The organism is Variovorax paradoxus (genome assembly GCF_009498455.1).
In the GTDB taxonomy this organism is placed as follows: Bacteria; Pseudomonadota; Gammaproteobacteria; order Burkholderiales; family Burkholderiaceae_C; genus Variovorax; species Variovorax paradoxus_H.
In genome coordinates this window covers 2,700,480-2,726,400 of the sequence record NZ_CP045644.1, presented here as the reverse complement: position 1 = coordinate 2,726,400, position 25,921 = coordinate 2,700,480, and the positions used below count along the sequence as shown (strand labels likewise).

The window sequence follows — 25,921 nt, the reverse complement described above, 5'->3', positions numbered from 1 at the left end:
GAGGAGAACTTCAATGACAACGTTCGTGCATTGCCGCGGCTGCGGCGCACAGATTCATGAAACGGCGCCGATGTGCCCCAAATGCGGTGCGCCGCAAGTCGTGGCCGCCGCGACCGGAGCGACCGTGGCCGCGCCATTGGCGGGCGCGCCGAGCGCATATTCCCAGGTGCCGTGGTACCGCCGTCGCTGGTTCTTGATCACGTCGTTTCTGACGATCCCTGTGGTCACCGGCTTGATCGCGCTGACCGGCTCGATGCACTACGACGCCAAGGGCACCGTGAAGACGTTCCCCAAGAACTTCAAGACCGGCATCCTCATCACGTCGGTGTACTACCTGTACACGCTGACGACGCCGATCGGATCGACGCAACAGATCCTGTGCTTTTTGATGACGCTAGTCATCTCGCTGATCATGGGGTTCAAGCGATGAGCCGCCGGTACGTCTTCGTCGTCGCACCGCTGTTGCTGATTGCTTGTGTCGCAACTGCACAACCACAGCCCCGGTCGAGCTTGGATGAGCGAACGTTCTTCGGTTTCACGATGAACGGCGTGACGCCGCGCAAAGGATGGAACAACAATGTGGGCTTCAGAGTCGGCAGCGCGCAAATGTGGGACGACGAGTTTCGCGTTGACCAAGAGCGCGGTCCAGTCTGGGTGACTGAACCAATGAGGGTCAATCTGTATATGACCGCAGACGGCGTGATCCGAGAAGCGACGTTCCGATTGAACACTTTTAAGTCACTTGGCGAGCAAATCACGCCGGCGATTCGAAAGCAACGCATTGAAGAGCTTGTTGATCGTATCTCGGAGAAACTCGGTGCCAAGCCCAGCACTCGTCAACCAATGAGATGGAAGCTTCTTTCACTCGATGCACGTGCTCCGAGAATCGAAACAGAAGAGATAAGTTGGATACGTCCGTGGGGCGAGGTGGCGCTGTACACCTGTAGCTACCAGAGCTATCCGTACTACCACTGTGGCGAGACTGACTACGCCCCGGCGCTCCTCATCCAGACAAACGAGATACAGCAGAACTACCGCGAAGCCATTGAGGCTGGGAAAAAATCGCGTCAAGCAACGGACGCACAGCGTTCGAAAATGTAGCTCGATCTGCGTTCAGCTTTTTCGGCTGACGCAGTACAGCCTCGACCGTGGCTGGCCTTCGTGCAAGCCGACGAAATTCGACGCTTAAGGTATTGGCCTGCACAATGCGGGCATGCCAAATATCGCATCCATTCTGAAAGCCGAAATCTCCCGCGTAGCTCGCAAGGAGGTTCGCACCGAGATCGAAGCGCTCAAGAAGGCGTCGACTCATTACCGAAGCTCGATTGCTGCATTGCGCCGCCAAATCGACGGTCTGGAGAAAGAACTGCGCCGGTTCAGCAAGGGCTCGGCACGAGTGCGGTCAGCACCTGATGCGACGGAGCCGGCTGAGGAAGGGCCCGCACGTCGCTTCAGCGCCGGTCGGTTAGCGGCGCATCGCAGCAAGCTCGGGGTATCTGCTGCTGCCTACGGCAAGCTGGTAGGCGTTTCGGGCCAGACGATTTACCACTGGGAACAGGGCAAGGCCCGGCCGCGTGCCGCTCAGCTCGAATCTCTGGCGTCGGTGCGAAGCTTGGGCAAGCGGGACGTAGCGCAGCAGCTTCAGGAATAGAGCGCACAGCTTTCCTTGAGGCGTATCGCAACTCCAGTGTCCCGGCGTCGATTCAGCGCTTCAGTGTCTACGGTGATCCTCTCGGCTCTGCATCGGACGGCTTCATTCATGGCGCAGCAGCGAATCGTCCTTTCACTGCTGTGCGTCATATTGTTCGCCCCGGCCGCTTGTCTGGCTCAACTGAACTGAAGCTCGTGCGACCCGTCGATAGCACGCCACCGCCTGCCACGACGCTGGATTCGTCTGTACCCTTGGGCTCTAGAGCGAATCCCGTGCGGTCGGCCGGACCGATAGGCGAGCGTGACTACCTGCTTCGGCTGCGTTGCCCAGAAGGCGATGCGCCGACTTTCGAGCGCCGGGGTAGCCACGGACCTGGGCCATACGGCAACACGCTGGATGACTACACCGTCTCATGCGCGTCAGGGCGCAGGACCAGTGTGATCATGGACATGTACCACCGATACCGCGAGCTAGGTGCCGCGTCGGGTTTCACCGTGCTGCCGGAGCATCCGGCTCGCCTGGCTAAGGGCTGTCCCCCCGAAGTACCGGGAGTTGCGCCCGGCCAGTATGTTTTCAACACACTCGAGGTCGAACGCTCGGCCCGTGCCGTCAGCTTGAGCACAAATCTGAACGGCATCGGTGTCCGAGACAGTATCGTGGCCCGATTCGTTGTCGGCACCGACGGGCAGGTTGATCCGGTCACGGTCCAGTTTCCCTATCCACCGGTCGCCCCCGTGCTGGACACAGCCATCAGAGATCAGTTGGCGGTTGCGCGCTTTGAGCCGGCGGTGCATGCGGGCGGCTGCGCCGTCCCGCAAAGTATCGAGTTACGGTTCACGTCCATCGCATCAAAGTAATCCCTAGGCGGCGACGAAGACGTGGTCGAGCGATTCACGGCCCCCGAAGGCACTCTGCAATGTGAGAGGCAAGACCCGCTGCTCGGGGGTGCGGTGTCCTTCGCGAAAAGCGATTCAAATGGCCGCGACGAGCACAAGCGGACGTTCGATGCGAACTTTCGATTCCCCCGCATGCGCGGAGAGGTGATAGTGTTGCGGTAGCGCCAAGACGTTTAGCGCCGAATGCGTCCAACCACCTCAACTGAGGGGCCTATCCGGTACGGAGCCTAGTGCCGTGGGACGAGACGGTGAAGACGACATCGCAAGGGCGTGAATGACCTAAGCGGCAAGCGAGAACCGAAGTCGGAGGGAGCCTGCAAACTTTCGCAGGTGATGCCGTCGAACAAGTGGGGAGAAAGCATGTACCTGAAGCACATCCGGGCGCGCAACTATCGCGCGTTCGGGGACGGCACGACTGCGCCTGAACTGAACTGGGAGCTCAATCCCGGGCTCAACATCCTTGTTGGTGAGAACGATGCTGGCAAGACCGGAGTCGTTGATGCCATCCGGCAGGTACTGCTGACGACAAGCTATGAGCCTGTCAGGCTCTTCGAGCAGGACTTCCACATTGAAGGAAAAAGTCGCGCCCAAACACTCAGCATCGAAGCCACGCTGTGTGGATTGAGCCCAGACCAAGAGGCATCGGTTCTCGAATGGCTCACCCTCGGCGCGGACGGAACCTGCTCGCTCATCCTCCATCTCGAGGCGCGCTACCATCCGCCGCAAGCGACAAAGCGAGCGCGCGTCGACACCGTCGTTCGAACCGGCGCTGCTGGCACCGGGCCGGAGGTCGGCTATGCGGTCAGAGAGCTTGTGCGCGCGACCTACCTGAGGCCACTGCGTGACGCCGAAGCGGAGTTGCGACCAGGCCGCCAATCGCGTCTTTCGCAGATTCTTGGCGCCCACAACGACATCGCAGGTCAGGAAGTGAACGACTTCGATAAGGCCTCGCCCAAAGACGTTCCTGAGCGCTTGGTCGGCTTGATGGCATTCGCGCAGCACCACCTGGGTGAGCATGAGGTCGTCAAGGGCGTAGAGAAAGACATCAACGATAACTACCTCGGTCAGTTCGCGTTCTCCGGCGAGGAGCTTCAGTCGCGCATCCGTATCGCCCCCGACCTTTCGCTGACGCCAATCCTTGAGAAGTTCGAGCTGTCCTTGCTGCCCGGCGCGCATATTCATCCGGATGAACGCTGTGCGCGGGGCCTTGGCTACAACAACGCGCTGTTCATGGCCACCGAGCTGGTGCTGCTTCGGGACGGCGAGGAACTCGCTCTGCTGCTCGTCGAAGAGCCTGAGGCCCACCTCCATCCGCAGCTGCAAGAGCGCGTGATGGACCTGCTGAAGGAACACTCTAACGAGGAGCAGGCGGAGAAGCGCGTGCAGGTCATCATGACGACCCATAGCCCTTCGTTGGTGTCGACCGCGCGCATCGAAGACATGACGCTGGTGCACAAGGCTCAGACGTTCCCGTTGGCCGCGGGAAAGACCAAGCTCAGGCGCACCGACTACTCGTTCCTGCGCCGCTTCATCGACGCAACCAAGGCGAACTTGTTCTTTGCCCGCGGCATCATGATGGTGGAGGGACCTGCCGAAGCCATCTTGGTTCCCGCTATCGCTGAGATGTGCGGTCGGTCGTTCTCAAAGCACGGCGTGTCGATGGTCAACGTCGGACACACTGGGCTGTATCACTACGCTCGCATCCTTCAGCGCGAGGGAGCCGGCCCGGAGATTCCGATTCCGGTGGTCTGCCTGACGGATCGGGACATCGTGCCCGACGTCGCAAAGCCTTACGTCGCCAAGCCCGCCAAGGGGAAGCGCTTCGATTCTGATTACTCCGCACTTGAGATGGCTGAAGCGGTACAGAGGAAGAAGGAGCGAGCTGAAGGCGGCAAGACCATCGTGTGTGTTTCTGACCGCTGGACGCTTGAGTTCGACCTGGCGCTGCATGGCTGCGCGAAGCTGATGCACCTGGCGATTTCTCTGGCAGCCAAGGCAAAGTCTCGCGATGAACGTCTTGAAGAAGCCGATGAAACTGAGACGCTGGCCGCAGCTGAGTTGAGCTGGACCTCGTTGGATGGTGCAGGGCACACCCCAGAAGCCCTGGCGGCCATCATCTACAAGCCGCTTCAACTGAAGGAAGCATCGAAGGCCATCGCGGCCCAGTACGCAGCCCACTTGGTCTGCACGGGGAAGTATGGAACGGGCGAAGACCTGTTCAAGGCTTTGCCTCCTTACCTGCAGGCAGCACTCTCCCACTTGACTATCGCTCCAGCCGCGAAGCCGGCAGCGACGGCGGGCGCGGGGGCGGCAGTGCTATCCGCGCTCACCGTGCCTGGAGCTGCCGCGTCAGTCCCAAGCTCCACGCTGCCTCCGGTGCCTGCGGCGTTCCCGTCAGTTCCGTCGGCCATCCCGACCGTGGCCGCCCCGCAAGGCCCCGTCGTCGCCAGTGCTCAGACATATGGTCAGGCTGGAGCCGCGCCGGCGGCCCCAGTCGCTCCGCCAAGTGCGTCGACGGGTGTCACGCAGGGAACTGGAACGTGAGCGCGGTCAGCCTCGGACCGGCGGACTTGGCCGATCTCACGACCCTAACCAAGGACCTGATGTTCGATGATGCGGAACGTCGGAGCGCGCTGCTGGAGAACGGTTCGCGTGACTTCAATGCGGTTCCGGGTAGCGGGAAGACTTCATTGCTCGCGGCCAAGCTGCTCTTGCTGGCCAAGAAGTGGCCACATGCTCGACGCGGAATCTGTGTTCTCAGCCACACCAACGTGGCGCGGGACGAGATTGCGCAGCGCTTAGGGGGGAGCGCTGAGGGCGCGCAGCTACTGAGTTATCCCCATTTCGTTGGCACCATCCATGCCTTCGTCAACCAGTTCTTCGCGATGCCTATGCTGCGAAGCTTGGGCCAAAAGGTCGATGTCATCGACGACGTGGTCTTCGCCGATAAGGCCAAGTCGCTTCTTCAGCTGGGCATGTTCTCGGGCCTGCGCGTGTATCTGGAGAACCAGAACAATGGCGACGGCATCGCCACATCCTTGTTTTATCGGACGGCGGACCTGCAGGTGCAAATTGAGAGCGGAACACTGCCCGGCACGCACACGGCGTCATACAAGTCGCTGATGACGCTTAAGAAGATGCTGACCAAGGACGGCATCTTTCGGCATCGGGACATGTTCGCGTACGCCGACCTCGCGCTCAAGACCTGCCCTCATCTCGTGGATGTCGTTCACCGGCGGTTCCCGATGGTGTTCATCGACGAGATGCAGGACACGTCCTGGGACCAAGAGTCCTTCCTGAATCGCATCTTCGATGGAAAGTCGGTGATGCAAAGACTCGGGGATGTAGACCAGAAGATTCTCTCGGACGAGGAGAATGCTGACCTCCTCACGTTCCCGAGGGGCGGCTACGGTTGCATCAGCACCAGCAAGCGGTTTGGTCCGGCCATCGCGAGTGCGGTGGGAAGCGTGCGCCTGAGCGGCAATGCAGTTGTTGGAGAGGGAACTGGCACCCACGCGCCGACCCTACTCTTGTATTCCACGGCAGATGCAGCCAAGGTGTTGCCACACTATGGCCGCTTGGTAATCGACCGCCTGACCGAGGACGAAGCTGGTGCCCGCGAGGTGAAGGCGATGTGCACTCGCAAGGCGGGAGAGGGCAAGGTTGCGGCTGGGCGCCATCTTGTGGACTACTGGCCGGCCTATGGTGAAGGCCAGCAAATCGCCAGCATGCGTTCTGAATGCTTCTGGGGGCTCGTCGGGGATGCCAAGAAGACCCTGCTGGAGGCATCGCTCAGCTCGCGTGTTTCCGACGTCCGGAGGGCACTGCTGCTGGTGCTCCGCGCGGCAGGGTCGCCTCTGGCGGACGGTGTTCGAGATGCACGTGCGCTACCTCGGGCCGCAAGAGAGTTCGGGGCATCAGGGCCGATTGAAGGTCTCACCCGTCACCTGGCGATTTCTGGTGAGCAACTCTGTGTCGTGGGCCAGCGCGATTCGACCATCCAGCTTGTGTATGTAGGACTCAAGCCGTACCTCCCGGATGAACTCGAGTTTGATGAGTTCTCAGAAATGAGCGTATTTGATGGGCCAGGGCCGCAAGGGACGACGAGTTCGACCGCCTCGACGAGGTGTCAGGTCTCCCACCTGGGACGGAGTCTTGAGTTTGGGCTAGGCACGACAGCCGGGATGAAGGGCGAGACGCACTCCGCATCCCTGGTCCTGGAATCCTACGGTGGCACCAGCAGGAAGTTTGACGTTGCGCTGGGGCTTGAATACATCGCCGGGATTGCCTCGAAGAAGCTCGGCAAGCTCCCAAAGACACAGCAGGCCCAAATGCGGAATCTCTATGTTGCGATGTCCCGCCCTGCGGCGTTGTTGTGCCTAGCGGCAAACGAAGAGCGAGTTCCGCCGGGATTGCGAACGGCGCTCTTGAGCAAGGGCTGGCACATCGAAGTGGTGTAAGCGGCTGCCCCTAGTCGGGTCGAAGACAGAGTTGAGTCGCAGAGGGGTGGCGCGGTGTTGGGTTCAGAGCGGCTTGGGCTCCATTGCGCCAACAGCCGGTGCGGCTACAGTCGACCTCGAGCGGCCGGTCGCGGAAAACCAAAGTTAGACGTTTGCCTATGCCGAAGCAGACAGCGTCCACCTATGTCGATGGAGTTCTACTCCAACTTGAGCCTGCATGAAAAGCACCGTCCGAATCATCGCGACCGTCAAACCATTCCCTGTGCCGCGATCGTCGATCCTGGATCGATCTGAGAGGTCGATTTTCGACACGGTGCAGCGGTGAACGCTGCGACCGATTTTTTCAACAGAATCGGCCAGAAGCAGTCTCTCGGCGGAGGTGTCGACAGCAGCTTTATTTGCCAAATCAAGTCTGCTTTATTCTTCCGCTACGGGCGAGGTCGGTCTCGACTTACCTTGTCGCAACTGTTTGCACTGAGAGATCCGGGCGAGGCGATTTCAACGCGACGGTTTTTCGCCCTCCCATCTGCGTCGCGTTCTACAGAAACGGGTAGGTCGGCGCCGTGTGATTCGATGCCAATCCGTGCTGCCGCGAAGCCGAACTGGATCAACGTATTCTTGACTGCTTCAGCTCGTCTCTGAGCAAGCTTCATGGGTGCGTGCTCCGACTTGGAGGCGTGGCCGTAAACGAAGATTGGGCGGCCGTCAGCGGTTGTGTGGCAGGCAAGCGCCCTCAGGATCTCCAAGTGTTCTGGCTTAAGAGCGACTTCGTTCTTGCCAAAGTACAGGTCTCGGTCGACGTAAACGGGAGAGAGCGGCCATCCAGCCACAGGCAGTGACAGTAAAAGCACCGTCAATGCGAGGTGCCGCCGCGTGTACCAGATCGCACAGATGGACTTTTTCATATGCCTTTCACGGTCGAAATCACCGGTTGCGCGGCAATCTTATAAGCGGGCCAACCTACCGTCTGTCGTCATTTCTCATGACGACTTTGGGCACGAGCCGTCGAAGTTCTCAAGGGACCGCTTTGGGATGCTGCTACTTCCGCTTTGGGCAATTCCGACCGGCAGCTTCGGGTCCTTTCTGTCTGTGGCCAGTACAGCTACAGTCGGCCAAGAGCAGAAGTTTGTCATGCCCCTCCAGTTTTCTTGTCATCGCTGACGAAACTGCACTTTAAATCCCGAAACCCGCTGTCATGAGATACACCGTTGAACCGAAAAACCTCAGCACAGGCGACTACTTTTGCCCGATGCAACATACCGAGTTATGGCGACTTCCGATGCGACTATGCAGCGTGTCAGTCCTGGTCACTCGCGTACTCTTGCTACTCGGCATAGCTTTCCTCTCGAACGCCTGGGCGTTGAGTACTGCCGCACCAGCAAGTGCAGGAGCGACGTTGGTGTTTCACAGATCGGAATCTTCGCTATCGAGTGATCAAAGTGCCTCACTCGACCGTGCCGCCGCAGAAATGGAAAAACGGTGTGGGTCGGACTGGGCTTCTCGGTCGTGGCTGATGATCGAGTATTCGGTCGCGCCCAGATCGCTGCCGCGACGGGACTACCAGCTCATAGGCGAACGTGCAGAACGCATACGCAGCTACATGGAGAGATTCAATCCCAAGCTGACGCGCGTGTTGATTGACATCTCCGATGGCCCCTTTGACGGCACCGCGAGCAGTGGGGAAGACCACTCGGTTTCAGTGAGGATGATGTGCAGCTTGTGAACCCGCTGCCTAACGGATTGGCTAGACGTATGCACCGACACAAGTTGAATGTCCGCTTCAGAGAAGGCGAAACTTCCGGTATGGGGCCCTAAGCTGTCTTCTCGCCAGCCCAGAAGCGGGCGCTGAATCCTCGTCCATCACTCCGGCCATTGAAGGCCGCGGCCGGTTGTGCGCGGCCGTCGCTATCGCACTGGTCCGACATGCTCCGACGACTCCGAAATCGTCCAACGCCCCGCCAGTTTGGCTCGGACGTTTTCATAGTCCGCACGGTACTCCGCATTGCACTGCGTGGCTCGAGTGTTTGTGTTCGCATCTACCACTCGCAGCGTTACTTTTTCGCCATCTTTGAAGATCAGGCCATCAACGTAAATTGTGATGCCCACACCCGTACGCTTAACTTGGAGGCTTAAGTTGCGTTTGTCTGCTGGATCTTGATAGCTCTCATCGAGAAACGGAGGATTGCCGGGGCTTTCAATCGAGAAGTCGTGCATCAGCCGTCTTACGTCTGTCCATTCGCTTTTCTTGATCTCGAAGGAGAAGGATTTGCACACCGTCGACTCGGGACCCGGGGGGGCGCATGCGCTAAGTGCAACGGCTAGAGTTGCGGCCCCCATATGCCGGGGGAATGCTTTCCAAATTGATGGCATGCCCTCTCCTCAGTGTTTTTTCTTGCCCCTTTCGGAGCGCATGCGTGACCACGGACGGTGTAATGAGCTTCCGCTTTTGGCCGACTGTAGCCTGTCGCCCGGCCGTCGTGAACGGGCCCCTTTGCGACACTCGCACGACTCCAGAGCGGTCATCTGAGTGCCTGCTCAGCACCACACAGCTTCGTCGTCGTTCCCCGCAGTAAGCTCCACTCGTTGAACGCAATCTTTTTGGGGAGTGGGAAAGTGCGGAAGGGAACTCGTCGCAAACCAGTAACGGGATTGAACCTGTTCCAAAAGGCCGAAATTCGTCGAGCCTGGCAGGCCGATCATGTCAAGGCCAGCATTCATGCGCTGATCGGCGACGATGTTCAGGCTCTCGTGCAACAAGCCGGGGCAATCATCTACGGGGTGGTCTCCGCATGCGAGGACGCCGCCATTGATGGGGATGATGCTGATCTGTGTGCCGTGCACAACGCTGCGAAAGCGCTAGTGGGTCTGTCGGCTGAGAAAGGAATCGAGAGGGCGGCAAGGGAGCTGATTGTCGACGGTCTTGCAGCATGCGAGCGGCTGCAGCCGAGATTGAGCCCCGCTTCAATTCAGCGCGCTGCCGGGGAAGTCGTGAAGGTCAACGAAGAACAGGAAGGCGGCATATAGCCAGAGCCATCCCCACAAGTGCCAACGCGAGCAAGTTGCCGACGGTCCGGACTGACGACGAAACGTGCGGCACAGTGCGGTTGAATGCAGCAGCATCCGGAGCAAATCTGGCAATAATCTGGCAACGGTTCCGCCATGAAAAAAGTCCGCTATCTTTTGAATAGCGGACTTCTCAGCATTGACGCGGCTTTGGTGGTAGGCCGTGAGTGGCTTGAACACTCGACCAACGGATTATGAGTCCGCTGCTCTAACCAACTGAGCTAACGGCCCACGCGGGCACGATTCTATGCGCCGCGCGCGGCCGGCTACTTGCGGTAGCTCAGCGCGTTGCTCACCAGCCGCGAGGTGATATCGACGATCTGGATCATGCGGTCGTACGGCATGCGGGTCGGGCCGATCACGCCCAGCGTGCCGACCACCTGGCCGTCGACCTCGTAATTGGCGCTGACGATCGACAGTTCCTCGAAGGGCACGACCTGGCTTTCGCCGCCGATGAAGATGCGCACGCCCTCGGCCTTGCTCGACACGTCGAGCAACCGCATCAGCTGAGCCTTCTCCTCGAAAAGATCGAAGGCGCGCCGCAGCTGTCCCATGTCGCTGGAGAAATCGGTCACCGACAGCAGGTTGCGCTCGCCGGAAATCACGACGTCGTCGGCCTTGGCATCGGTGAGCACCTCGGAGCTGACCTGCACCGCGGCCTGCATCAGCGCGGCGATTTCACCGCGCAGCTTCTCGACCTCGGACTGCAGCCGGTCGCGCACCTGCTCGATCGTCAGGCCCGCAAAGTGTGCGTTGATGTAGTTCGAGGCCTCGACCAGTTGCGACTGCGAGTAATCGGACTCGGGGAAGATCACGCGGTTCTGCACATCGCCGTCGGGCGACACGATGATCACCAGCAGACGCCGCTCCGACAGGCGCAAAAATTCGATCTGCTTGAACACCGAGGCGCGCCGCGGCGCCATCACCACACCGACGAACTGCGACAGGTTCGACAGCAGGTGGGCGGCGTTGGCAATCACCTTCTGCGGCTGGTCGGCCGCCAGGCTTGGCGTGCTCATCTCCTCGCGCTGCGCCGTCAGCATGGTGTCGACGAACAACCGGTAGCCGCGCGTGGTCGGCACGCGTCCGGCCGAGGTGTGGGGGCTTGCAATGAGCCCCAGCGCCTCGAGGTCGGACATGACGTTGCGGATGGTCGCGGGCGAGAGATCCAGCCCCGCCGAACGCGAGAGCGTGCGTGATCCGACGGGTTGCCCGTCGGCGATGTAACGCTCGACCAGCGTCTTCAACAGCAACTTGGCACGGTCGTCCAGCATTGCAAGATTTTAGTGTTGTAATTTGTGAGCTATGACCTCTCGCTTTCGTCACGTCGCCCTGATCGGCAAATACCAGGCTTCCGGCGCCCGGGCGCAAGCCGATGCGCGCGACGGCGTGATGGAGGGCATTGGCGCCTTCCTTGAATCGCAGGGTTGCACGGTGTTCGTGGAGCGTTCGTCCTGCGAGGACACCGACGCCCCGCCGCACCCGCGTTACCAGGCGCTGTCGGTCGAAGAAATCGGCCAGCGCTGCGACCTCGGCCTCGTGGTCGGCGGTGACGGCACCATGCTCGGCATCGGCCGGCAGCTCGCGTGCTACGGCATCCCGCTGATCGGCATCAACCGCGGCCGGCTCGGCTTCATCACCGACATCCCGCTCGACAACTACCAGGCCACACTCATCCCGATGCTGGCCGGCGAATACGAAGAAGACCACCGCAGCCTGATGCACGCGCAGGTGATCCGCGACGAGGCCGTGGTGTTCGACGCGCTGGCGATGAACGACGTGGTCGTCAACCGCGGCGCCACCTCGGGCATGGTCGAGATGCGCGTGTCGGTGGGCCGGCATTTCGTGGCCAACCAGCGTGCCGACGGACTGATCATCGCGTCGCCCACGGGCTCGACGGCCTATGCGCTGTCGGCCGGCGGGCCGCTGCTGCATCCGGCGGTGCCGGGCTGGGTGATGGTGCCGATCGCGCCGCACACGCTGTCGAACCGCCCCGTGCTGCTGCCCGACGCCGACGAGATCGTGATCGAGCTGGTGAGCGGGCGCGACGCCAGCGCCAATTTCGACATGCAGTCGCTCGCCTCGCTCGCCATCGGCGACCGCGTGGTGGTGCGCCGCTCCGACTTCCGGGTGCGCTTTCTGCATCCACGCGGCTGGAGCTACTTCGACACGCTGCGGAAAAAACTCCATTGGAACGAAGGGGGCTCCTGAATGAAGGACCATGCCCCCCGCTTGAGGACGAACTGAGATGGCTTTGCGACGCATCGCACTGCGCGACTTCGTGATCGTGCGGTCCCTTGAACTCGATCTGTCGGCCGGCTTCACGGTGCTGACCGGGGAAACCGGCGCCGGCAAGTCCATCCTGATCGACGCGCTGCAACTGGCGCTGGGCAACCGCGCCGACGCCGGTGCCGTGCGCGAAGGCGCCGAGCGGCTCGACGTGAGCGCCGAGTTCGATGCCGACCCGGCCCTGGCCGGCTGGCTCGACGAAGGCGGCTTCGAGGTCGGCGACGGGCTGCTGCTGCGCCGCACGGTCGACCTTCAGGGACGCAGCCGCGGCTGGATCAACGGCAGCCCCGCCACCGCCACGCAACTGCGCGAACTCGGCGACCGTCTGCTCGACATCCACGGCCAGCACGCCTGGCAGAGCCTGACCCGCCCCGAGGCCGTGCGCGGCCTGCTCGACGCCTATGCGGGCGCGCGCACCGACGCGCTCGACGCCGCCTGGCACAGCTGGCGGCAGGCGCTTTCGGCGCTCGAGCACGCACGCTCGGCGCAAGACTCGCTGCAGCGCGAGCGCGAGCGGCTGCAATGGCAGATCTCCGAAGTCGCGAAGCTCGCACCGGGCGCCGACGAGTGGGAAGAGCTTTCGGCCCACCACTCGCGCATCTCGAACGCGCAGGCGCTCATCGACGCGGCACAAGGCGCGAGCCAGGCGCTCGAAGACGACGACAACGGCGCCCTCGCCGCTCTTACGCGCGCCGCGACGCTGCTGCAGAACTGCGAGCACATCGAGCCCGAATTCCGCACGCTGGGCGAAGTGCTGGCTTCCTGCGTGGCGCAGGCCTCGGACGCGGCCCACTCGCTGCACGGCTACCTGCGCGACACCGACACTGATCCGAAAACCCTCGCCGAACTCGACGAGCGCATGGGCCTGTGGATGTCGCTCGCGCGCCGCTACAAGCGCACGCCGGCCGAGCTGCCCGTGCTGCTGGCGGGCTGGCAGGCGGAGCTGCAGGCGCTCGACGCGCAAAGCGACCTCGAAGGCCTGGAGCGCGCCGAGCAGAACACCCAGCAGGCCTACATGAAGGAAGCCAAGGCCCTCGGCAAGATCCGCAAGCAGGCCGCACCGCGCCTCGCCCAGGCCGTCACGCAGGCGATGCAGGGGCTGGGCATGCAGGGCGGGCGCTTCGACGTCGAACTGCAGCCGCTGGCACAGCCCAGCCGCGCCGGCCTCGAAGAAATTTCGTTCCTGGTGGCCGGCCACGCCGGCAGCACGCCGCGCGCCATCGGCAAGGTGGCCTCGGGCGGTGAGCTCTCGCGCATCGCGCTGGCCATTGCCGTGACGACCAGCGAACTGGGCGCCGCGCAGACACTGATCTTCGACGAGGTCGATGCCGGCGTCGGCGGTGCCGTCGCCGAGACCGTGGGCCGCCTCATGAAGCAACTCGGTCGCGACCGCCAGGTGCTCGCCGTGACCCATCTTCCCCAAGTGGCAGCCTGCGCCGACCACCACCTCGTGGTCGCCAAGCGCCAGACGACAACCGCCGGCACGGACGGCCCGCGCACCGAAAGCGGTGTGTCGCGCCTGGCGGCCGACGACCGGGCGCGCGAAATCGCCCGCATGCTCGGCGGCGAAAAGGTGTCGGCCACCTCGCTTGCCCATGCGCGCGAAATGCTCGGCCACAAGACGCCGGCGACCGCCCCATGACGGCCATGAATCTCGACCTCGTCCTCATCACCGGCATGTCGGGCTCCGGCAAGTCGGTGGCGCTGCACGCGCTGGAAGACGCCGGCTATTACTGCGTCGACAACCTGCCGCCCGAATTGCTCACGGCCTTCATCGCGCTGCAGCACGAACAGCAAGCCACGCGCGTGGCAATTGCGATGGACGTGCGCAGCGGCGTGTCGCTGCCGATCGTGCCGCAGCAGCTCGAAGCGCTGCGCGCCGACGGCGTCTCGCTGCGCTCGCTGTTCCTCGACGCGACCACCGACGCGCTGCTGCGCCGTTATTCGGAAACGCGCCGGCGCCACCCGCTCTCGCGCCAGGAAAGCCGCACCGACGTGCCCGAGCAGCACCGCGTGCTGGTGCAGGCCATCGAACTCGAACGCGAATTGCTGGCCGACCTGCGCGACGGCGCCGACGTGATCGACACCAGCCTCATCCGCCCCGCGCAGCTCCAGAGCTACATCAAGGGGCTGATCTCGGCGCCGCAGAACGCGCTGACGCTGGTGTTCGAGTCGTTCGCCTTCAAGCGCGGCGTGCCGCTCGATGCCGACTACGTGTTCGACGTGCGCATGCTGCCCAACCCGCACTACGTGCCGGCGCTGCGCGCGCTGACGGGCCGCGACGAACCGGTGATCGAGTGGCTGCGCGAGCACGACGACGTGGCGCGCATGTTCGACGACATCGAACAGTTCCTGACGCACTGGCTCGACGCGCTCGCGCGCGACCACCGCAGCTACGTGACAGTGGCCATCGGCTGCACGGGCGGCCAGCACCGGTCGGTGTTCCTGGTCGAGCAGCTGGCGCGCGCCTTCGGTGCCCGCTGGGGCGCGCTCAAGCGCCACCGCGAACTCGACGCCTGACGGCGGCGAAGGCCGTTCAGGCCTCGGCGGCTTCCAGCAGCTTGCGCATCGGGGCGGGCAGCCCCAATCGACTCCACTCCTGCGCCTCGACCCAGCGCGCGCCCTCGCCTTGCGGCTGGACGCCCTGGAGCAGCACCGGATGCAGGTGCAGATCCTTGTGGGTCAGCACATGCACGAAGGGTGGTAGCTCCTGCGCGTCATGCGCCGCGCCTGCCGGCAGGGCCGCGAGCAGCGCCTCATGGCTGTCGAACACCGGCAGGCAATGCAGCCCCGCCCAGATGCCCTTGGCCGGCCGCTTCTCCAGCCACACGCGCCCTTGGGCGTCGCGCGCCAGCAGCACCCACAGCGACTGGGCGCTGCGCTTGAGCTTGCGCGTCTTCACCGGATAGCGCTCGGGCGCGCCCTGGCGCAAGCCCACGCAGATGGCGTTCACCGGGCAGGTCATGCAGCTGGGCTTGCGCGGCAGGCAGACCGTGGCGCCCAGGTCCATCAGGCCCTGCGTGTAGTGCGCCACCGCCTCGCGCTGACCTTCCGGCGGCAGCAGCTGCGTGGCGAGGTCCCACAGCGCACGCTCCTGCGCCGACGACGACATGTCGCCGTCGAAGCCGAGCACGCGCGTCAGCACGCGCTTCACGTTGCCGTCGAGGATCGCCACGCGCTCGCCGAAACAGAAAGCCGCGATCGCCGCAGCGGTGGAGCGCCCGATGCCGGGCAAAGTCACGAGTTCGGCGGCGGTGTGCGGGAAGGCGCCGCCGAAGCGCGCGACCACCTCCTGCGCGCAGCGGTGCATGTTGCGCGCGCGGCTGTAGTAGCCCAGCCCGCTCCACAGGCCGAACACCTCGTCCTCGGTGCCGGCGGCCAGCGCCGCCACGTCCGGGAAGCGTTCAAGAAAGCGCGCGAAGTAGCCGAGCACGGTCGTGACCTGGGTCTGCTGAAGCATCACCTCCGAGAGCCAGACGCGGTACGGGTCGCGCGTGTTCTGCCACGGCAGTTCGCTGCGTCCGTGGCTGCGCTGCCAGCGCACGATCTGTGCGGCGAAATCGGGGGGCAGTGACACAGATGGGGAGACGGCCGCCCGCGCGGCGGCGCGCTCAGGCCGCACGCAGTTGCTCGCCCGCGATGGCGGCGGCCGCGGCAGGCAGCTGGCTGCCGTGCTGCGCGATCAGCGAGGTGAACTCGTGCAGCCGCTCCTGCAGCGCGGCCAGGTGGCTCTCTTGCGCGGCGATCTCGGCCAACCGGTCGTCGAGGCTGCCTGCGGCGTTCTGGATGCGTTCGATCGCCTCGATGCGCTTGCTGAAATTGCGGCGGCGCTCCTTGAGCTGCGCATCGATCTGCGCGCTCGCGCCCTTGCTCCAGCGCTCGACCTCGGTCATGGCGGCCTCGTTCACGAGCCGCAGCCGGCTGGCCAGCGCGCGCACCAGCTTGTCGCAGAAGTCAGCCTGCGCGAGCTTGATCAGGTTGCCCACGCCCAGGTAGTGGATGTGGCTGCGCTCGATCTGGCCCAGCTCCTGCTCGAAGCCGCTCAGGTCGGGCTCGGCCGGCGCCTGCAGCGTGAAGCCCTGCTCGGCGTTGAGCTGGCGGAAGGTGGCGTGCAGCATCGACTGGATCTCGGCCGTCGTCGCCTGCACTTCGCGCAGGTTGTTGCGCAGCGCATCGAAGGTTTCGCCGTATACCTTGCGCACATTGAACTTGACGCCGGGGCGCTTGAGCGCCGCGGCCAGCTTGACCATGTCGGCCTTGAGCGCCGTGCGCCCGAGCACCGCGTACACCTCGCGCAGCAGCTTGCCCTGCACCGAGCGCAGCGCCAGGATGCGCGTGTTGCTGCCTTCGAATTCGGCGTGTTCCTGGTCGATGCGCGCGCGCATGTGGCGGATGACCGACACGTTCTTGCCGCGCAGGCCCTGCAGTTCCAGCGCCTGCTCCGACAGGTCGCGCTGGCGCACCTTCAGCAGGCGCTCGGCCTCGGTGCGCAGCGCGGTCATGCCGGCATCGACCGCGAGCCGCAGCATGGTCTCGCGCTTGCCGAGCACGCCTTCGCCGAGCAGCGCTTCGAGCGCTGGCAGCCGGCTGGCTTCGAGCAGCGCCGCGTCGTGACCGATCTTGGCCTGCAGCCCCTTCTGCGCCGACACCGGCAGCACCTGCGCCAGCGGCACGTCGAGCAGCCGGGCCGCGCCTTCGCGCTGGCGCTCGATCTGCTGCGCGATCTGCGTGGGGGTGCTCAGCGTGTCCCACAGCGTGTCGATCTTGTTGAGCACCACGAAGCGCGTGTCGTGGCTCTCGTCGCCGGTGATCAGGTGCTCGCGCCAGATCGACAGGTCGGAGCGGGTCACGCCGGTTTCGGCGCCCAGGATGAAGACGACGGCATGCGCCTGCGGGATCAGGCTCACGGTGAGTTCGGGCTCGGCGCCGATCGCGTTCAGGCCGGGCGTGTCGAGGATCACGAGCCCCTGCTCCAGCAGCGGGTGCGGCATGTTCAGCACCGCATGGCGCCAGCGCGGAATTTCGACGCGGCCTTCGGCGTCTTGCACCGGGTTGTCGTCGGGCGTCTCGGGGTTCCAGAAACCCAGCGCGCGGGCTTCGTCCTTGCTCACCCAGCGGACTTCGGCCACCTTGCCCATGGCCTGGGCCAGCTGCTCGGCGTCGTCCACATCGATGGGCAGCTCGGTCCAGCGCGTGGGTCGCTCGCGCCAGTGGGTGAGCGAATGCGGCTCCAGGCGGGTTTCGATCGGCAGCAGGCGCAGCTTGGGCGCCAGTGCGGCGTCGTAGCCCAGCTCGGTCGGGCACATCGTGGTGCGCCCGGCGCTGGCCGGCATGATCCGCCGCCCGTAGCTGGCAAAGAAGATCGCGTTGATCAGCTCCGACTTGCCGCGCGAGAACTCGGCCACGAAGGCCACCATGACCTTGCTGGTGCGGATCTGGTCTTCGAGTGCGCGCAGCCGTTCGGCCACGGCCTGGTCGAGCAGCTCGTTGTCGGTCAGCCAACGGGACAGCCACTGAAGGCGGCGGGCGAAGTTGCTCCGCCAGGCGCCGTGCTGATCGAGCTGTTGGTTGAAAGAGCGGCTCAAGGGGAAGATGTAAGTAAGAATTTACAAATATAACATCGCCGAATGGCGAACGGGGTACCTATAGGAGTTTGCCCCGAAGCAATCGCCACGGAGCCAGCCTTCCTAGGATTTCTGGCAGTGAGGGCAGTAATAAGTAGAGCGCTGCCCCTGCTTCAACAGCCGGATCGGCGTGCTACACACGCGGCACGGCTCGCCCGCGCGGCCGTACACGGTCGCTTCGAGCTGGAAGTAACCGTTCTGCCCGTCCACGTTCGAGAAGTCGCGCAGGGTGCTGCCGCCCTTCTCCACCGCCCGCGCCAGGATCTCGCGCACCGCCGCATGCAGCTTCGCCGCGCGCGGCCGGCTGATGCGCGCCGCCGACAAGGTCGGGCGGATGCCGGCCATGAACAGCGCCTCCGACGCGTAGATGTTGCCCACGCCCACCACCACGTCGCCCGCGAGCAGCACCTGCTTGATGGCCGTGCGGCGTTTCTTCAGCCCCGCGTGGAAGGCGTCGAGGTCGAAGGCATCGCCCAGCGGCTCCATGCCCAGCCCGCCGAGCAGCTTGAGGGCCCAGGGCGCCTCTTCGTCGTCCACGTAGACCACGGCGCCGAAGCGGCGCGGGTCGTTGAGCCGCAGGGTTCCAAGTTCGGTGACGAGGTCGAAGTGGTCGTGCACGCCGGGTTCCGGCAAGTGGATGTCGAAACGCAGGCTGCCTGACATGCCCAGGTGCAGCAGCAACAGCCCGCGGTCCAGGTCGATCAGCAGGTACTTGCCGCGACGGCGCACCTCGCGCACGCGGCGTCCGACCAGCGCCTGCGGCAGCACCATCAGCGCCCAGCGCAGCGGCTTGCCGACGCGCACGGACTCGATGCGCGCGCCGGCGATGCGGTCGGCAAAGCCGCGCCGGGTGACTTCGACTTCGGGTAGTTCAGGCATGAAAAGTAAAACTCCGGCAGCGACGAAGCCCCATGCGGCGCTCGTTCAAATGGCTGGATTATTATGGTCAGATGAACCCATCGCCCCGCCGTCACCGCCTTGCGGCGGCCGCGTCTCTCGTGCTGCTTGCCTATGCAACGCAGGCCCAGTCTCTTGAACCCACCGCCGCCGGCAACCCCGCTCCCGCCATCGAGCGCACAGCGCCGCCGAAGCCGCCGGTGCGACCCCGGGCCACCACGGCCGCCAAGCCGGCCGCCGAGGCCGCACAGCCGTCGGCGCTGACGGCCGATCTGTTCTACGAAATCCTCATGGGCGAGATCACCGCTCGTTCCGGCGACCCCGGCTCCGGCTATTCGCTGGTGCTCGACGCCGCCCGGCGCCTGCGCGACGGCAAGCTGTTCCAGCGCGCGGTCGAAATTGCGCTGCAGTCGCGCTCCGGCGACGCCGCCATCTCCGCGGCGCGCGCCTGGCAGGAAGCGCTGCCCAATTCGCGCGATGCCCGGCGCATCGAGCTGCAGATTTTGATCGCGCTGAACCGCATCAGCGAAACCGTCGATCCGCTGCGCGCCGAAGTGGCGGCCACCTCGCAGATCGAGCGCCCTCTGCTGATGGCGGTGATCGCGCGCACCTACGGCCGCGCCGCCGACAAGAAGCTCGCCGCCTCGGTGGTCGAGCAGGCGCTGGTCGACGAACTCAAGAGCCCGACGACCGGCGGACTGGCCTGGGCCACCGTGGGCCGGCTGCGCCTGAACGCCGGCGACCCCTCGGGGGCGCTGGATGCCGCGCGCAAGGGGCAGGCGATCGATCCGTCGTCCGAGGCGCCCTCGGCGCTGGCGCTCGATCTCATCGACCCGGGCCAGCCGCTGGCCGAGCCGATCGTCACGCGCTACCTCGCGAACAACCCCAAGGCCTCGCCCGACCTGCGCGTCGCCTATGCGCGCACGCTGGTCGAGAGCCGCCGCTTCAGCGATGCCACCGCGCAGCTCCAGACGCTGACCACGGCGCGCCCGGAACTGGCGGAGCCCTGGCTGCTGCTCGGCAGCCTGCAGATGCAGGCCCGCCAGGAAGCGGCGGCCGAGACCTCGCTCAAGCGCTACGTCGACCTGATGACCGCGCCGGGCCAGAGCCAGGACGCCGGTGACGTCGCCGACCGCAAGCGCGGGCTGACGCAGGCGTATCTCGTGCTGTCGCAACTGGCCGAGCGGCGCAAGGATTTCCAGGCGGCCGACCGCTGGGTCTCGCGCATCGACAGTTCCGACAACCAGAGCGCCATTCAAGGCCGCCGCGCCAGCCTGCTCGCCAAGCAAGGCAAGCTGCCCCAGGCCCGCGAGCTGCTGCGCGCACTGCCCGAGCGCACGGCGGACGAGCGCAAGCAGAAACTGCTCGCCGAAGCCCAGCTGTTGCGCGAAGCCAAGCAATACCAGGCCGCCTACGACCTGCTGGCCCAGGCCTCGGCCGCCGCGCCGGACGACGGCGACCTCGTCTATGACCAGGCCATGATGGCCGAGAAGCTCAACCGCCTCGACGACATGGAGCGGCTGCTGCGCCGCCTGATGGCGCTCAAGCCCGAGAGCCAGAACGCCTACAACGCGCTGGGCTACTCGTTTGCCGAGCGCAAGATCCGGCTCGACGAGGCCCGCACGCTGATCCAGAAGGCGGTGCAGCTCGCGCCCGAAGACCCGTTCATCGCCGACAGCCTGGGCTGGGTCGAGTTCCGGCTCGGCAACACGGCGGAGGCGATCCGCATCCTCGAAGCGGCCTACAAGACGCGGCCCGACCCCGAGATCGGCGCGCATTTCGGTGAAGTCCTGTGGTCGGTCGGCCAGAAGGACCGCGCCGTCGCGATCTGGAAAGAATCGCTGCTGACGGACGCAGAAAACGAGACGCTGCAGGAAACCCTCAAGCGCCTGCGCGTCAAACCCTGAATGGCATCGATCACGCACACGGCTCCCACGCGGGGCGATGAGGCCTTCACCCGCCGCGCGGCGCTTGGCGCGGGCGGCGGCGCATTGCTGCTGTGGCTGACGGGCTGTGCCCAGCTCTCGGGCGGCTCCGCAGCCGCTCCCGGGCGGCCTTCGGCCAGTTGGAGCGGGCGCATGTCGCTGCGCATCGACAGCGAACCGGTCCAGACTTTTGCCGCCCTGTTCGAGCTGCGCGGCTCGGCCGAAACCGGCGACCTGACACTGACCACGCCCATCGGCAGCACGCTCGCCCAACTGCACTGGGCGCCGGGTGAGGCCCTGCTGAAGAACGGCAGCGACACCCGCCGCTACGACTCCGTCGACGCGCTGATCGAAGCCGCCACGGGCGCCGCCATTCCGGTCGGCGCGCTGTTCGGCTGGCTCGACGGCCGCGCCGACCCCGTGCCCGGCTGGCGCGCCGACTTGGGCCAGCTGTCGAACGGCCGCCTGCAGGCCACGCGCGAATCCCCCGCGCCCCGAGCCGACCTGCGCATCGTCTTCGAACGCGCATGAAGGCGATCTACGACCTGCCTGCGCCGGCCAAACTGAACCTGTTCCTGCACATCACCGGGCGGCGCGACGACGGCTATCACCTGCTGCAGTCGGTCTTCATGCTGATCGACTGGTGCGACACGCTGCACGTCGAGCTGCGACACGACGGCCAGCTCAGCCGCGAAGACCTCACCACACCGTTGCCGGCCGACGACCTCGTGCTGCGCGCAGCCCGCGCGCTGCAGGCGCACGCTGCGCCCGGCCAAGGCGCGCACATCGGCATTGCCAAGCACGTGCCGGCGCAGGCGGGCATGGGCGGGGGCTCGTCGGATGCAGCCACCTGCCTGCTCGCGCTCAACCGCCTCTGGAAGCTGAACCTGCCGCTGTCGCGCCTGGCGCAGATCGGGCTGAAGCTCGGTGCGGACGTCCCTTTTTTCCTCGGCGGGCGCAACGCCTGGGTCGAGGGCATCGGCGAAGAAATCACACCGGTAAACTTGCCGCCTGCACGCTTCGTGGTGGCCAAGCCCCCCGAGGGACTCGATACCCGATTAATTTTTTCTGCGGATGATCTGGAACGGGCAACTCCTGTTGCTATAATCTCAGGCTTTGCTGCAGATAGCGAACAGCTAGAAGCCACAAACCTCGGCGACGAGGTTTACGACTTCGGTCACAACGACCTGCAGCCGGTTGCCCAACGGCTTTGCCCCGCAGTCACCGACGCCATCGAATGGCTCGGACTGCAAGGATTGAAGGCCCGGATGACCGGCTCCGGAAGTTCGGTGTTCGCAAAAATGCCGCAATCGCCGCAGCAAGCGGAACTGCTCGAAGCCCCCCGGGGATGGCAGGTTCGCCAATGCGACAATCTGGCGGTTCATCCACTCTGGGGATGGGCAGCCTGAAGAGATAATCGGAACGCTCTGCGGTTCGATGCGACATATATCGGTGGGTGGTGCAAACCATCAACCTGTGTAGGGGAGTCGCCAAGTTGGTTAAGGCACTGGATTTTGATTCCAGCATGCAAAGGTTCGAATCCTTTCTCCCCTGCCAAATCTCTCAAACTGCGGCCTGATGGCCGCAGTGCTTCTTTTGCAGTCCACCGGCTGCAATAATCGGCAGCCCACACAGGCCGCCACGACTCGAAACCTTTGGCGGCTTTCCCGCAAGCCCTTTGCACTGCCCGGACGCGCTCATGCAGGCCAATCAACCTGACTTCTTGGTTTTCACCGGCAACGCCAATCCCGGCCTTGCTGCAGAAATCGCGCACAACCTCGGCACTTCGCTGGGCGCCGCACGCGTCGGTCGCTTCTCCGACGGTGAAGTCACTGTCGAGATCAACCAGAACGTCCGAGCCCGCGATGTGTTCGTGGTGCAGTCGACCTGCGCACCGACCAACGAAAACCTGATGGAACTGCTGATCATGGTCGACGCGCTCAAGCGCGCTTCGGCCGAGCGGATCAGCGCCGTCATCCCCTACTTCGGCTACGCCCGCCAGGACCGCCGCCCGCGCTCGAGCCGCGTGCCGATCTCGGCCAAGGTGGTCGCCAACCTGCTGGAAACCGTGGGCGTCGAGCGCGTGCTCACGATGGACCTGCACGCCGACCAGATCCAGGGCTTCTTCGACATTCCGGTCGACAACATCTACGCCTCGCCCGTGCTGCTGGGCGACCTGCGCCAGAAGAATTACGAAGACCTGATCGTGGTCTCGCCCGACGTCGGCGGCGTGGTCCGCGCCCGCGCGCTGGCCAAGCAACTGAACTGCGACCTCGCCATCATCGACAAGCGCCGCCCGAAGGCCAACGTCAGCGAAGTCATGAACGTGATCGGCGAGATCGACGGCCGCAACTGCGTGATCATGGACGACATGATCGACACGGCCGGCACACTGGTCAAAGCGGCCGAAGTGCTGAAGGAGCGCGGCGCCAAGAGCGTGTACGCCTACTGCACGCACCCGATCTTCTCGGGCCCGGCCATCGAACGCCTCTCCAAGGGCACCGCCCTGGACGAAGTGGTCGTCACCAACACCATCCCTCTTTCCGACGCGGCCGTCGCGTGCGGAAAGATCCGCCAACTCTCCGTGGCACCGCTGATCGCCGAAACGATCCAGCGCATTGCCAAGGGCGAGTCGGTGATGAGTTTGTTCTCGGACCAGGACAACCTGTTCTGACCTGAGAGCGAAAAAGCGGGCCTCCTACGGAGGCCTTTTTGAATCGGAGTCGCACTGGTCGCGGTGGACTCTCACAGGAGCTAGTTATGAAATTCGTCGCTTATGAGCGCGCAAAGCAGGGCACGGGTGCGAGCCGCCGTCTCCGCATCACGGGCAAGACCCCGGGCATCGTCTACGGTGGTGACACCCAGCCGCAACTGATCGAAATCGATCACAACGCGCTGTGGCACGCCCTGAAGAAGGAAGCCTTCCACTCGTCGATCCTCGAAATGGACCTCGCCGGCGCCGTCACCAAGGTGCTGCTGCGCGACGTGCAATACCACCCGTTCCGCCAGCTGGTGCAACACATCGACTTCCAACGCGTCGATGCCAAGACCCGCATGAACATGAAGGTGCCGCTTCACTTCAAGGGTGAAGAAGAGTCCGACGCCGTCAAGCTGGATCACAACCTCGTGAACCACGTGATGACCGAACTGGAAATCAACTGCCTGCCGAGCGATCTGCCTGAATTCCTCGAGATCGATCTCTCGGGCCTGAAGAAGAACGCCACGCTGCACGTCAACGACATCAAGCTGCCCAAGGGCGTGAAGTTCGTGAGCCACGGCAAGACCAACCCCGTCATCGTGTCGGCCGTGCCGCCGCTGGTCTCGGAAGAGCCGGCACCTGCCGCCGAAGGCGCTGCTGCCGAAGGCGCTGCCGCCGCTGGCAAGCCCGCCGCCAAGACGGCCAAGAAGAAGTAATCCTCTTTCTTTCCGTCCGCCAACAGAAGGCCCGCCCCGTGCGGGCCTTTTGCTTTGTGGGGCGGCGAGATAATTCCCGCCATGATCAAGCTGTTTGTCGGCCTCGGAAACCCGGGCCCTGAGTACGAAGCCACGCGCCACAACGCCGGCTTCTGGTGGATCGACGCGCTCGCGCGCGACTGGAAGCTCAACCTCGCACCCGAGCGCGGCTACCACGGCCTCGCGGCGCGCGCGAACATCGGCGGCCAGAGCATCTGGCTGCTGGAGCCGCAGACCTTCATGAACCTGTCGGGCAAGTCGGTGGCCGCACTGGCGCGCTTCTTCAAGATCGCACCCGAAGAAATCCTCGTGGTGCACGACGAGCTCGACGTCGTGCCCGGCCAGGCCAAGCTCAAGTTCGGCGGCAGCCATGCGGGCCACAACGGCCTGCGCGACATCCACGCCCAGCTCGGCACCGGCGACTACTGGCGCCTGCGCCTGGGCATCGGCCATCCCGGCGTGAAGTCGGAGGTCGTCAACTGGGTGCTCAAGAAGCCGCTCAAGGAGCAACGCGAAGCCATTGAAGACGCCATCGTGCGCACCTTGCATGCCGCCCCCGCCCTGGTGGCCGGCGAGATGGAAAAAGCCACGCTGATGATTCACACGAGCAAACCGCCGCGGCCCAAGCCGCCGAGGCGGGAGCCCGGCGACGGAGGCACGACGCCTGCCGCCACCTAGCCGGCCACGGGAGTGCAGGGAGGGAGAGAACTAAAAATGAGAAGAAGAACGACGACGAAGAAAAAGAAGACAAAAGAAGCCGCAACAAAGACGGCAACAACCTGGGTGATGGCTGTTTTTGCGATCGCGCTGTCCGCCGCTTCCATGGGCGCTTCAGCCCAGACCTGGCGATGCGGCAACACCTATTCCGACCAGCCCTGCGAGGGTGGGCGGACCGTGAAGGTGGACGACCGGCGCAACGATGCGGACCGCAAGGCGTCGGAAGACGCCGCGCGCCGCAACGAACGCAGCGCTGGCCGGCTGGCGCGCAGCCGCCAGTCGATGGAGCGGGAGGCGCTCAGTCAAGGCGGCGCCACGACCTTCGATGCGGGGCGCTTCACCACGAACGCGCAACCGCTCACGCCCGCCGAAAAGACCGCCCAGGTCCGCCAGCGCAAGCACATGGCCGAGCCCCGTCCGACGAGCGCGCGCTTCAACAGCCCATCGACCGACGACGCAACCCCGAAGGAAACCAGCAAGAAGAAAAAGAAGAAGGAGTAGCCCGGCTCAGACCGCGCCGGCAGACGACGGCGAGGCGGCATCCGACGCGGGCGGTGCCGCCTTGTCTGCCGTGAGGCGCACGTATTTCTGCAGCAGCGTCTCGCGGGTTTCCACATGGTCCGGGTTCACCGGAATGCAGGCCACCGGACAGATCTGCACGCACTGCGGCTCGTCGAAGTGGCCGACGCACTCGGTGCACTTGTGCGGGTCGATCTCGTAGAACTCGGCGCCCATGTAGATCGCATCGTTCGGGCACTCGGGCTCGCAGACATCGCAGTTGATGCATTCGTCGGTGATCATGAGGGCCATCCCCCGATTATCGGCGGACCGGGCGAATGCCCCGCCGCAGGCCTTGCGGAGCCCCCGCCAGCGTCAGGGCGGTCCGGCGAGGAACGACAAAGTTCACAGTCGAGGCACGGTTGTTGCACCAGTCAGTTATGCTGCG

Annotated in this window: 25 protein-coding genes and 2 tRNA genes; 18 read left to right on the top strand and 9 right to left on the bottom strand. The window is 64.4% G+C overall.

Features of this window, described 5'->3' with window-relative positions; genetic code table 11:
- Nucleotides 1-13 precede the first annotated feature (13 nt).
- The 6 genes from GFK26_RS12450 to GFK26_RS12425 all read left to right on the top strand — a co-directional run bounded on the left by GFK26_RS12450 (nt 14) and on the right by GFK26_RS12425 (nt 7,007).
- Nucleotides 14-430 (top strand): hypothetical protein, encoded by a 417-nt coding sequence (locus GFK26_RS12450; RefSeq protein ID WP_153282233.1) that lies wholly within the window; start codon nt 14-16, stop codon nt 428-430.
- A complete protein-coding gene (locus tag GFK26_RS12445; protein WP_153282232.1) occupies nt 427-1,101 on the top strand; it encodes a hypothetical protein in 675 nt (224 codons plus the stop codon). Before GFK26_RS12450 ends, GFK26_RS12445 begins: the two co-directional genes overlap by 4 nt.
- 112 nt (nt 1,102-1,213) lie before the next feature.
- On the top strand, nt 1,214-1,651 hold the full coding sequence (locus GFK26_RS12440) for a helix-turn-helix domain-containing protein (RefSeq protein WP_153282231.1): 438 nt from the start codon (nt 1,214-1,216) through the stop codon (nt 1,649-1,651).
- Between the two features lie 443 nt (nt 1,652-2,094).
- Nucleotides 2,095-2,508: a hypothetical protein gene (locus GFK26_RS12435; RefSeq protein ID WP_153282230.1), complete on the top strand. Its 414-nt coding sequence runs from the start codon at nt 2,095-2,097 to the stop codon at nt 2,506-2,508.
- Nucleotides 2,509-2,907: 399 nt separating this feature from the next.
- The gene (locus GFK26_RS12430; RefSeq protein ID WP_228121985.1) at nt 2,908-5,091 is read left to right on the top strand and encodes an AAA family ATPase; all 2,184 of its coding nucleotides are present in this window, start codon (nt 2,908-2,910) and stop codon (nt 5,089-5,091) included.
- On the top strand, nt 5,088-7,007 hold the full coding sequence (locus GFK26_RS12425) for a UvrD-helicase domain-containing protein (RefSeq protein WP_153282229.1): 1,920 nt from the start codon (nt 5,088-5,090) through the stop codon (nt 7,005-7,007). The genes GFK26_RS12430 and GFK26_RS12425 overlap by 4 nt, the downstream gene beginning before the upstream one ends.
- Before the next feature lie 428 nt (nt 7,008-7,435).
- Here GFK26_RS12425 and GFK26_RS34660 read toward each other — a convergent pair whose 3' ends face one another.
- On the bottom strand, nt 7,436-7,912 hold the full coding sequence (locus tag GFK26_RS34660; protein ID WP_153282228.1) for an OmpA family protein: 477 nt from the start codon (nt 7,910-7,912) through the stop codon (nt 7,436-7,438).
- 1,000 nt (nt 7,913-8,912) lie between these two features.
- On the bottom strand, nt 8,913-9,221 hold the full coding sequence (locus GFK26_RS12415; protein WP_153282227.1) for a hypothetical protein: 309 nt from the start codon (nt 9,219-9,221) through the stop codon (nt 8,913-8,915).
- A 435-nt stretch (nt 9,222-9,656) separates the two neighbouring features.
- On the opposite strand from GFK26_RS12415, the gene GFK26_RS12410 reads away from it, so the two are divergent.
- Nucleotides 9,657-10,031, top strand: a complete 375-nt coding sequence (locus GFK26_RS12410) for a hypothetical protein (protein WP_153282226.1) — start codon at nt 9,657-9,659, stop codon at nt 10,029-10,031.
- 193 nt (nt 10,032-10,224) lie between these two features.
- On the opposite strand, the gene GFK26_RS12405 is transcribed toward GFK26_RS12410, so the two are convergent.
- Nucleotides 10,225-10,301 (bottom strand) — tRNA-Ile (locus tag GFK26_RS12405).
- Between the two features lie 35 nt (nt 10,302-10,336).
- The gene (gene hrcA, locus GFK26_RS12400; protein ID WP_153282225.1) at nt 10,337-11,344 is read right to left on the bottom strand and encodes a heat-inducible transcriptional repressor HrcA; all 1,008 of its coding nucleotides are present in this window, start codon (nt 11,342-11,344) and stop codon (nt 10,337-10,339) included.
- A 31-nt stretch (nt 11,345-11,375) separates the two neighbouring features.
- Between hrcA and GFK26_RS12395 the strand changes: the two genes are divergently transcribed.
- From GFK26_RS12395 to rapZ, 3 genes are read left to right on the top strand one after another with little or no spacing between them, the layout of a single operon-like run.
- On the top strand, nt 11,376-12,281 hold the full coding sequence (locus tag GFK26_RS12395; protein WP_056573377.1) for an NAD kinase: 906 nt from the start codon (nt 11,376-11,378) through the stop codon (nt 12,279-12,281).
- A 37-nt stretch (nt 12,282-12,318) separates the two neighbouring features.
- Complete coding sequence (recN, locus tag GFK26_RS12390; RefSeq protein WP_153282224.1) at nt 12,319-14,001, top strand: DNA repair protein RecN; 1,683 nt, start codon at nt 12,319-12,321, stop codon at nt 13,999-14,001.
- 5 nt (nt 14,002-14,006) lie between these two features.
- Entirely contained in the window at nt 14,007-14,879 is an 873-nt protein-coding gene (rapZ, locus tag GFK26_RS12385; RefSeq protein WP_062476353.1) for an RNase adapter RapZ, read from the top strand.
- Nucleotides 14,880-14,895: 16 nt separating this feature from the next.
- Here the strand turns inward: rapZ and mutY are convergent, their stop codons facing one another.
- The 3 genes from mutY to mutM all read right to left on the bottom strand — a co-directional run bounded on the left by mutY (nt 14,896) and on the right by mutM (nt 18,862).
- Nucleotides 14,896-15,930 carry an A/G-specific adenine glycosylase gene (mutY, locus tag GFK26_RS12380; RefSeq protein ID WP_194274122.1) on the bottom strand — a complete coding sequence of 345 codons (1,035 nt, stop codon included), beginning with the start codon at nt 15,928-15,930 and terminating at the stop codon, nt 14,896-14,898.
- 40 nt (nt 15,931-15,970) lie between these two features.
- Nucleotides 15,971-17,944 carry a dynamin family protein gene (locus GFK26_RS12375; RefSeq protein ID WP_153282222.1) on the bottom strand — a complete coding sequence of 658 codons (1,974 nt, stop codon included), beginning with the start codon at nt 17,942-17,944 and terminating at the stop codon, nt 15,971-15,973.
- 102 nt (nt 17,945-18,046) lie between these two features.
- Nucleotides 18,047-18,862 (bottom strand): bifunctional DNA-formamidopyrimidine glycosylase/DNA-(apurinic or apyrimidinic site) lyase, encoded by an 816-nt coding sequence (gene mutM / locus GFK26_RS12370; protein ID WP_153282221.1) that lies wholly within the window; start codon nt 18,860-18,862, stop codon nt 18,047-18,049.
- A 71-nt stretch (nt 18,863-18,933) separates the two neighbouring features.
- Between mutM and GFK26_RS12365 the strand changes: the two genes are divergently transcribed.
- The 7 genes from GFK26_RS12365 to pth all read left to right on the top strand — a co-directional run bounded on the left by GFK26_RS12365 (nt 18,934) and on the right by pth (nt 24,936).
- Nucleotides 18,934-20,787 (top strand): tetratricopeptide repeat protein, encoded by a 1,854-nt coding sequence (locus GFK26_RS12365; RefSeq protein WP_153282220.1) that lies wholly within the window; start codon nt 18,934-18,936, stop codon nt 20,785-20,787.
- Nucleotides 20,788-21,336 carry a lipoprotein insertase outer membrane protein LolB gene (locus tag GFK26_RS12360; RefSeq protein ID WP_153282219.1) on the top strand — a complete coding sequence of 183 codons (549 nt, stop codon included), beginning with the start codon at nt 20,788-20,790 and terminating at the stop codon, nt 21,334-21,336.
- Nucleotides 21,333-22,214 carry a 4-(cytidine 5'-diphospho)-2-C-methyl-D-erythritol kinase gene (ispE, locus tag GFK26_RS12355; RefSeq protein WP_153282218.1) on the top strand — a complete coding sequence of 294 codons (882 nt, stop codon included), beginning with the start codon at nt 21,333-21,335 and terminating at the stop codon, nt 22,212-22,214. Before GFK26_RS12360 ends, ispE begins: the two co-directional genes overlap by 4 nt.
- A gap of 71 nt (nt 22,215-22,285) precedes the next feature.
- Nucleotides 22,286-22,362: transfer RNA gene (locus tag GFK26_RS12350), tRNA-Gln, on the top strand.
- A 142-nt stretch (nt 22,363-22,504) separates the two neighbouring features.
- On the top strand, nt 22,505-23,479 hold the full coding sequence (locus GFK26_RS12345) for a ribose-phosphate pyrophosphokinase (RefSeq protein ID WP_153282217.1): 975 nt from the start codon (nt 22,505-22,507) through the stop codon (nt 23,477-23,479).
- 86 nt (nt 23,480-23,565) lie between these two features.
- Nucleotides 23,566-24,219 (top strand): 50S ribosomal protein L25/general stress protein Ctc, encoded by a 654-nt coding sequence (locus GFK26_RS12340; protein ID WP_153282216.1) that lies wholly within the window; start codon nt 23,566-23,568, stop codon nt 24,217-24,219.
- 81 nt (nt 24,220-24,300) lie between these two features.
- Nucleotides 24,301-24,936, top strand: coding sequence for an aminoacyl-tRNA hydrolase (pth, locus tag GFK26_RS12335; protein WP_153282215.1), 636 nt, complete (start codon nt 24,301-24,303; stop codon nt 24,934-24,936).
- On the opposite strand, the gene GFK26_RS12330 is transcribed toward pth, so the two are convergent.
- Complete coding sequence (locus tag GFK26_RS12330) at nt 24,933-25,082, bottom strand: hypothetical protein (RefSeq protein ID WP_153282214.1); 150 nt, start codon at nt 25,080-25,082, stop codon at nt 24,933-24,935. The genes pth and GFK26_RS12330 overlap by 4 nt on opposite strands.
- Between GFK26_RS12330 and GFK26_RS12325 the strand changes: the two genes are divergently transcribed.
- A complete protein-coding gene (locus tag GFK26_RS12325; RefSeq protein WP_153282213.1) occupies nt 25,081-25,476 on the top strand; it encodes a hypothetical protein in 396 nt (131 codons plus the stop codon). The genes GFK26_RS12330 and GFK26_RS12325 overlap by 2 nt on opposite strands.
- 6 nt (nt 25,477-25,482) lie before the next feature.
- Here the strand turns inward: GFK26_RS12325 and GFK26_RS12320 are convergent, their stop codons facing one another.
- Entirely contained in the window at nt 25,483-25,785 is a 303-nt protein-coding gene (locus GFK26_RS12320; RefSeq protein WP_099792625.1) for a YfhL family 4Fe-4S dicluster ferredoxin, read from the bottom strand.
- Nucleotides 25,786-25,921 lie beyond the last annotated feature (136 nt).